Annotated in this window: 5 protein-coding genes; all 5 read right to left on the minus strand. The window is 46.9% G+C overall.

The genetic code is table 11. The features are described from left to right. Positions 1-405, minus strand: a 405-nt coding sequence (locus LHL18_RS19550; RefSeq protein ID WP_226768312.1) for an arsenate reductase ArsC, incomplete at its 3' end; no start/stop codon positions are given. A gap of 127 nt (positions 406-532) precedes the next feature. Next, positions 533-1765 carry an organoarsenical effux MFS transporter ArsJ gene (gene arsJ / locus LHL18_RS19555; protein ID WP_226768313.1) on the minus strand — a complete coding sequence of 411 codons (1233 nt, stop codon included), beginning with the start codon at positions 1763-1765 and terminating at the stop codon, positions 533-535. A gap of 10 nt (positions 1766-1775) precedes the next feature. Further along, a complete protein-coding gene (locus LHL18_RS19560) occupies positions 1776-2777 on the minus strand; it encodes an ArsJ-associated glyceraldehyde-3-phosphate dehydrogenase (RefSeq protein WP_226768314.1) in 1002 nt (333 codons plus the stop codon). Between the two features lie 89 nt (positions 2778-2866). Continuing rightward, a complete protein-coding gene (locus LHL18_RS19565; RefSeq protein WP_226768315.1) occupies positions 2867-3352 on the minus strand; it encodes a phosphatase domain-containing putative toxin in 486 nt (161 codons plus the stop codon). 33 nt (positions 3353-3385) lie between these two features. Further along, positions 3386-4120 (minus strand): ACR3 family arsenite efflux transporter (gene arsB, locus LHL18_RS19570; RefSeq protein WP_226768316.1); only part of this gene is annotated, 735 nt, incomplete at its 5' end.

The raw sequence follows: 4120 nt of genomic DNA on the forward strand, positions 1-4120 counted from the left end.
TTTATCAAAGAGCAAAACAAACATTTTCAGCCTGTCTGCCAACTCATGAATGGTCGTATCAAACGCTTTGATTGTCTTGCCGGTTTTTGGATCAGGAAAATCCCAACTTAATATATGTTTGGCAGTTAAACCCTGAGCACATTCCTGTTTCGCTTTGTCACACAGAATGATGGCGTAATCGATGGCAAGATCTCCTAGCGCTGCAAATGCTTTAGAGCTAAGGCCTTCGGTGTCAAAGCCATGTTGTTGTAGTGCCGTCATCGCTCGTTCATCAGGCGCTGTCGGTGCTGTGCCGACACTGAAAACATTAAACCTGTCGCTGTACTTTTGCCGTGTAATGGCTTCGGCTATCAAAGAACGGGCAGAATTCTCGGTACATATAAAAACTACGTTTGGCTTTTTCATCACAAAACTCCTATTAAGATATGAACCAAAGTCATGTTTGGTTAGCTTTCATCCTGTCTGTTGACTGAGCATTCAGCCGGTAAACCTTGCTGTGTATCAGTATCGTTCTTTGCAACACGCTTAGTGTCTAACCTTTTGGCGTTTTTAAAAACAGGGTAATAAGGACGGTTATTGCAAGGAATGCACTCGACACCCATAAACATGCCTGTAAACCATATGCCTGATATACCCATCCTGATAACACTGTGCCTGCCAACCGCCCCATCGCGTTGGCCATGTAGTAAAAGCCCACATCCAGTGAGACACCATCCCGTCCGGCAAAACTGACAATCAGGTAACTGTGTAGCGAAGAATTCACCGCAAAAATGGCACCGAAGAGCATCAGGCCTGCAATCAGGATCAGAAGTGGATGTGCAGAATTGTCCATGCCAATGCTTATTAAAAGCGGGATACTGCAAAGTAAACTCGCCCAAAGTAAGGCAGTAGCCGCAGTAGGCACTTTACCAGATGCCTTACCTGTAATAGTGGGGGCTATTGCTTGTACTGCACCGTAACCAATCACCCATAGCGCTAAAAAAGCACCGACTTCAGCATGGCTCCAGTTAAACTGAGACGACAGATAAAGCGGTAGCGCGATTACAAACCAAACGTCACGCGCACCAAATAAAAACAACCGGGCAGCTGAAAGTTGATTGATAGTCGTGCTTTTTGACAGCAGATCTTTGAATTTAGGCTTGAATGAGCTTTTACCTAAATCTTTCTTTAGCAGTAGTAAACTCAGCACCCAGACGAGCGCAAGCGCACCGGCCATAGTGGCGATAGCCCCCTGAAAACCAAGCCAAGCCAATAAAACACCACCGAGAAAAAAGCCGACGCCTTTCAGAGCATTTTTCGAGCCTGTTAAAATCGCCACCCACTTATACAGTGCGCCCTGAGCGTTATCTGGCAGCAGAAGTTTTAGTGAGCTTTTTGCACTCATTTTATTCAGATCTTTAGCAATGCCTGACAACGCCTGCGCTGCCATGATCCAAACCACGGTTAACAGCTCCGTCGGAACGAGTAACATCGCTAAGGCGAACACTTGTAGGAATAGACCAATATTCATGGTCTTATTCAAACCAAGCTTTGCGCCCAACCAACCTCCGACTAAGTTAGTGACCACCCCGAAAAACTCGTAAAACAGGAATAGTGAGGCAATAGCCAACGGTGTGTAGCCCAACTGATAGAAATGCAGCACGATGAGCATGCGCAGCGCACCGTCGGTTAGGGTAAACGCCCAATAATTGCCAGTAACGACAAAGTATTGTTTTACTTCGGTACTCAGCCTACTTACCGGCTTTGTCAGAGGTTGATGTGCCACACCCAGCTCCTTATGCGTTACCCACCATTCGTGCAAGTTCTACCGTACGGTTTGCATAACCCCATTCGTTGTCATACCACGCATAGATTTTCACCTGAGTACCATTGACGACCATCGTAGACAATGCATCAATGATGCTTGAACGCGGATCGGTTTTATAATCGATAGACACTAAAGGCCGCTCCTCAAAGCCTAAAATTCCCTTTAGTTCACGCTCTGATGCGGCTTTGAGTAATTGATTGACTTCTTCTGCTGTGGTGGCACGCTCAACTTCAAACACGCAGTCTGTTAACGACGCATTGGCTAAGGGAACGCGCACAGCATGGCCGTTTAACCGGCCTTTTAATTCTGGGAATATTTCGGTGATGGCTGTGGCTGAACCAGTTGTGGTTGGAATTAAGCTACTGCCACAGGCACGGGCACGGCGTAAATCCTTGTGCGGGGTATCCAAAATAGATTGAGTGTTGGTTAAGTCGTGGATCGTGGTGATTGAACCGTGCTTAATACCGAGCTGTTCATGAATAACTTTAACAACAGGAGCCAAGCAGTTTGTGGTGCAGCTTGCCGCTGTGACGATTCTGTGTGTTTTAGCATCAAACAGCTGCTGATTAACCCCCATCACAACATTCAGTACACCCGCTTCTTTAACTGGGGCACTGACAACAACCCGTTTGACGCCTTGATCGAGATATGCCTGCAACTGCGCAGTGGTTTTCATTTTACCGGAGGCTTCGATTACGACATCGCAGCCTGACCAATCGGTATCAGCAATCGCTTTGTTGTGCGTCACTGCGATGCGCTGTGCATTAATAACCACATTAGTACCATCAGCATTTGCCTCGTGCTGCCAGCGACCATGCACGGAGTCAAAGTTAAGCAAATGAGCAAAGGTCGCCGCATCTCCGGCAGGGTCATTTATCTGTACAAATTCAAAATCAGGCCAGTCAAAAGCAGCGCGTAAAGCTAAACGGCCAATTCGACCAAAACCGTTGATACCAATTTTAATTTTCATATCAATTCCTTGTCACTTATCTGTGGGCCTCACCATCGGAGATGAGGCTAATACTTCATGCTGTGCAACTTAGCGCACCATGCATTAGCTCAAAGCGCATTAAAATATTCTTCATGCGGTTTGAGCGTGAGTGCATACGGCCTCAATGCCTGCACTCGCTGCTTGACCCGCTCTTTATCCACGCCACGCTCAATCATGATTTGAGCAGCCATTAAGCCCGTCCGGCCTGAACCGCCTTTGCAGTGGATCGCGACTTTTTTACTGTCTTTTAATAACTGGTGTACCGCAGCACCATACTGCTGCCAAGCTGAGGCAAAATCAGCCTGTGGTGCATGGTCATCTTCAATCGGACATTGAAACCATGCCAAACCAAGTTCAGCACAAAGATCTGCTAAGTTAGTAACAGCATTGCGCTCCATTTCCGCCTTTGGCATTAACGTGATGATGCCGGAGGCACCGGCCTGCTTTAGCGTAACAAGGGATGCGTAAAGCGATTCACCTTTAGTGCCCGGACAGGGGGTAAATATCAATGCGGCTGCGCCTTCAAGAACTAATTCATCATAGGGATGCGACATACTGAAATCCTAATATTGATAATAAAAATTTACTCAGTTGTGTTGAAACCAATGCCGGGTTCGATTGGCAAACCACACCAGTGACAACATCACCGGCACTTCAACCAGCACACCCACCACGGTTGCCAGTGCTGCACCGCTGTTTAAACCAAACAGCGCTATGGCAACTGCGACAGCCAGTTCAAAAAAGTTAGAGGTGCTAATCATGCAAGCCGGTGCGGCAACGTTGTGTGGCAAACGCATTTTTTTGGCAATGGCATAGGTAATGGCGAAGATACCGTAAGTTTGCAGCAACAGCGGAATAGCAATAAGCAAAATAACCAGCGGTTTGGCGACAATAGTTTGCGCCTGAAAGCCGAATAACAATACGACTGTTGCCAATAAACCAATGACCGACCACGGTTTCGCCTTAGTTAAAAACGCCGTGATACGCTGCTCTGTACCGCCTTTATTAAGCTGTTTACGTGTAATGACACCGGCAATAAGTGGCAATAGCACATATAACAGCACTGACAATAAAAGTGTTTGCCACGGAATAACAATATCGCTGACGCCCAGCAGCAATGCTGCGATGGGAGCAAAAGCAAAAATCATAATAATGTCGTTCACAGACACCTGAACCAGGGTGTAATTGGCATCGCCTTTGGTCAGCTGGCTCCAGACAAACACCATAGCCGTACAGGGCGCAACACCGAGTAAAATCATACCGGCGATATATTCGTTGGCACTTTGTGGATCAACCAACCCGGCGAAGAACACCTTAAAAAA

This window comes from Rheinheimera aquimaris, from assembly GCF_020531985.1.
In the GTDB taxonomy this organism is placed as follows: Bacteria; Pseudomonadota; Gammaproteobacteria; order Enterobacterales; family Alteromonadaceae; genus Alishewanella; species Alishewanella aquimaris.

Excerpts from the sequence above, each read along its gene's own strand:
- LHL18_RS19560 (WP_226768314.1), bottom strand. The coding sequence starts at position 2,777 with ATGAAAATTAAAATTGGTATCAACGGTTTTGGTCGAATTGGCCGTTTA.
- LHL18_RS19565 (WP_226768315.1), bottom strand. The coding sequence starts at position 3,352 with ATGTCGCATCCCTATGATGAATTAGTTCTTGAAGGCGCAGCCGCATTG.